This window comes from Halobacterium bonnevillei (assembly GCF_009831555.1).
Classification (GTDB): domain Archaea; phylum Halobacteriota; class Halobacteria; order Halobacteriales; family Halobacteriaceae; genus Halobacterium; species Halobacterium bonnevillei.
In genome coordinates, this window is the sequence record NZ_WUUU01000266.1 from 1 (window position 1) to 2,743 (window position 2,743).

At 71.8% G+C, this 2,743-nt stretch carries 2 protein-coding genes and 1 pseudogene; 2 read left to right on the top strand and 1 reads right to left on the bottom strand.

Features of this window, described 5'->3' with window-relative positions:
• Positions 1–309 precede the first annotated feature (309 nt).
• Complete coding sequence (locus GRX66_RS18070; RefSeq protein ID WP_325064192.1) at positions 310–1,311, top strand: mannose-1-phosphate guanylyltransferase; 1,002 nt, start codon at positions 310–312, stop codon at positions 1,309–1,311.
• Positions 1,312–1,346: 35 nt separating this feature from the next.
• On the opposite strand, the gene GRX66_RS18075 is transcribed toward GRX66_RS18070, so the two are convergent.
• Entirely contained in the window at positions 1,347–1,832 is a 486-nt protein-coding gene (locus GRX66_RS18075) for a Tfx family DNA-binding protein (protein ID WP_159527733.1), read from the bottom strand.
• Here GRX66_RS18075 and GRX66_RS18080 point away from each other — a divergent pair.
• Positions 1,831–2,743: pseudogene (locus GRX66_RS18080) on the top strand (hypothetical protein); the annotation flags it as partial. The gene GRX66_RS18075 and the pseudogene GRX66_RS18080 sit on opposite strands and share 2 nt — an antisense overlap.

The following is a 2,743-nucleotide window of genomic DNA, read 5'->3' on the forward strand; positions in this document are numbered from 1 at the left end:
CGCTCGCTGACCGCCCGCCGCCCCCGCGGACAGCACGAACACGGTGTCGGGGCCGGGCGCGAGGACGAGCGCGGCCGCGGCGGTGACGAACGCCGCGAATCCTGCGTCGAACACGTCCGTCCCGACGCAGGAGCGCCTGGTAAGTCCCGCGGCCACAGCAACCTTCGCGGGCGCCCGAACTTCGCGGCGGGCGTGACACCCACGCATATACTGTGTGCCGTGCAAGCTACGCGCGATGAGACACGCCCCGCTCGACTCGCGAACGGCCACGTCGACAGCGACGCCACTGCGCCTCTGTGGGGGTCTCGCGTGGTGACGACGGCCGCCGTCCTGCTCGCGGGCGGAACGGGAACCCGCCTGTACCCGGCGAGCAGGAGCCACCGCCCGAAGCAGTTCCTCGCGCTCGGCGACGACGACCGGAGCCTCCTCCGGCGGACCGCAGACCGCGCGGCGTTCGCGGACGACCTGTTCGTGGTCACTCGCGACTCGTACGCCGACCGCGTCCGTGAGGCGGTCCCGGAGGCGACGGTTCTGGTCGAACCCGCGGGCCGGGACACTGGGCCGGCGCTTGCGTACGCCGCAAGCGAGGTCAGCGACCGCCTCGACGACGCCGTGATGCTGTGTCTGCCCAGTGACCACGTGGTCGGCGAGGGCTTCCGCGACACCGCCGAAACCGCCGTCTCGGTCGCCGAGCGCACCGGAGACCTGGTCACGCTCGGTGTCGAACCCGACCGGCCTGCGACTGGCTACGGCTACATCCAGCCGGGCGCCGATCACGGCGACCACTACGCTGTCCGGCAGTTCCGCGAGAAACCCGACGCGGCGACGGCCCGCGAACTGGTCGACGCGGGCTGTCTGTGGAACGCGGGCATGTTCGCGTGGACGCCGGACGCGTTCCTCGACGCCGCCGGCGACGGCCCGCTCGCGCCGCTCGTGACTGCACTCGAAACGGAGGATGGAGAGAGCGCCGATTCTGCGTTCGACGCTGTCGACCCGGTGAGCGTCGACTACGCGGTACTCGAGCGCGCGAGCGGCGTTCGCCTCGTCCCCGCTGGTTTCGACTGGGACGACGTCGGCGCGTGGGACGCGCTCGCGCGGCGCGCCGACGGCGACAACGCGACGCTCGGGGAGGCCCTCACCATCGACGCGGCCGGGAACGTCGTCGCCAGCGACGACAAACACGTCTCCGTCGTCGGCGCCGACGACCTCGTCGTCGCGGCGTTCGACGACCGCGTCCTCGTCGTCCCGGTCGACGAGGCCCAGCGCGTCCGGGAGGTCGTCGCCGAACTCCGCGAGAACGGACAGTTCTGAATGCGCGTGTTTGAACGGCCGGTGGGGCGTCCGCCCTACTGTCTTTCGGCGGTCGGGTCGCCTTCCCGCACCCGGAGGTCGCCGGTACTGGTCACCGTCACCAGCAGCGGCGCGTGCACCTCCCGGCCGGTCACGGCACTCGCGCCCGCGTCACTGACCTGCTTCATGACTTCCGGCGCGGACAGCGTCACCTTCACGTTCGCCTCGTCGCAGGCCGCGTAGACCATGTCCGGGACGTCGTAGAGGTCCGTTCCCGGGTCGATTTCGACGCGCACGGGTGCCTGCAGCGCCTCCGCGAACGCCACCGTCTCGCGGGCCTTCCGGACGTTCTCGCGGGCGCTGGACTCGACTTTCGAGATGTTCGCCCGCGACGTCCCGAGCCGGTCCGCGATGGCGGCCTGAGACGCGCCGCGTTCCCGCAGCGCGAGGACTTCCGCTTGCCGCCGCGTCAGCACGCCGCCGTCGGCGTCGAATCCGGCGCGCGAGAGCACCACGTCGGCGTCCGGAACATCCTCGTCCATGCGTGGTCGCACGCCGCCGGGGAGCAAAAACCCCGTGGACGTCGCCGGGCGCGACGGCGCCGCGCCCTGGCCGGATTCCCCCGAATCCACCGGATTGCCAGAATACTTTTACTCCGCAGCGGCTACCATCCGATATGGACTGGACGGCGGTTCGCGGGTGTCGTTCCCCGTGACGCTGGACGTCGACGTGCTCGACGCGGCGCCCGGCATCCGCGTCCGCGACACGGCCGAGGGCGAGACGGCGACGCTCTCGACGGACGGCCCCGTGACCATCTCGGAAGCCGCGGCTGGCGCGTTTGACGTGCCTATCGACACGGCCGTCGAGGTGGACGCGACCGAGTTCCACCTCCCGGTATTCTTCGACCCCGCGTTCAGACGCGACGGTGCGGTCGTCTACCGGGGGTCGCCCGGCGAGGTGAACCCGCGCCTGCCCGAGGGAACCTACGAGATCGACTTCTCGCCGCCGTCGGTCAAAATCTACGTGCGCGTCGAGGACGCGTCGCCGCGGTGCGGGTACGCCGAGGACCACACGTACCTCGACCTCGGTGACCCGGCGCGCGTCCTCGTCGGGGTGCGGTCGTACCACGAGACGCCGGCGGGGACGGTGACGGTGACCGACGATCCGCGCGACCTGATGGCGGGGGTGTCGACGTTCGGGTCGGCGCTGAAGACGCTGTCGCCGGACCGGTCGTGGCCGTCGCTCCGCGGGCATCCGCCGGGGCTCGAGGTCGGACGGGAACTGGACGTACCGGACGAGGTGGCGCCGCCGGAGACGGACGTCCGAATCGAGGTGCCGCCGGCGTACGGGCCGATTTTCACGGTGGCGCCGCTGGCGTTCTACCTCGGCGCGTCCGTCGAGGCTGGCGAGCGGCCGCGGCTGGTGGCGGGCGACGCGGTCCGGACGTTCGACG

Excerpts from the sequence above, each read along its gene's own strand:
- GRX66_RS18075 (WP_159527733.1), bottom strand. The coding sequence starts at position 1,832 with ATGGACGAGGATGTTCCGGACGCCGACGTGGTGCTCTCGCGCGCCGGA.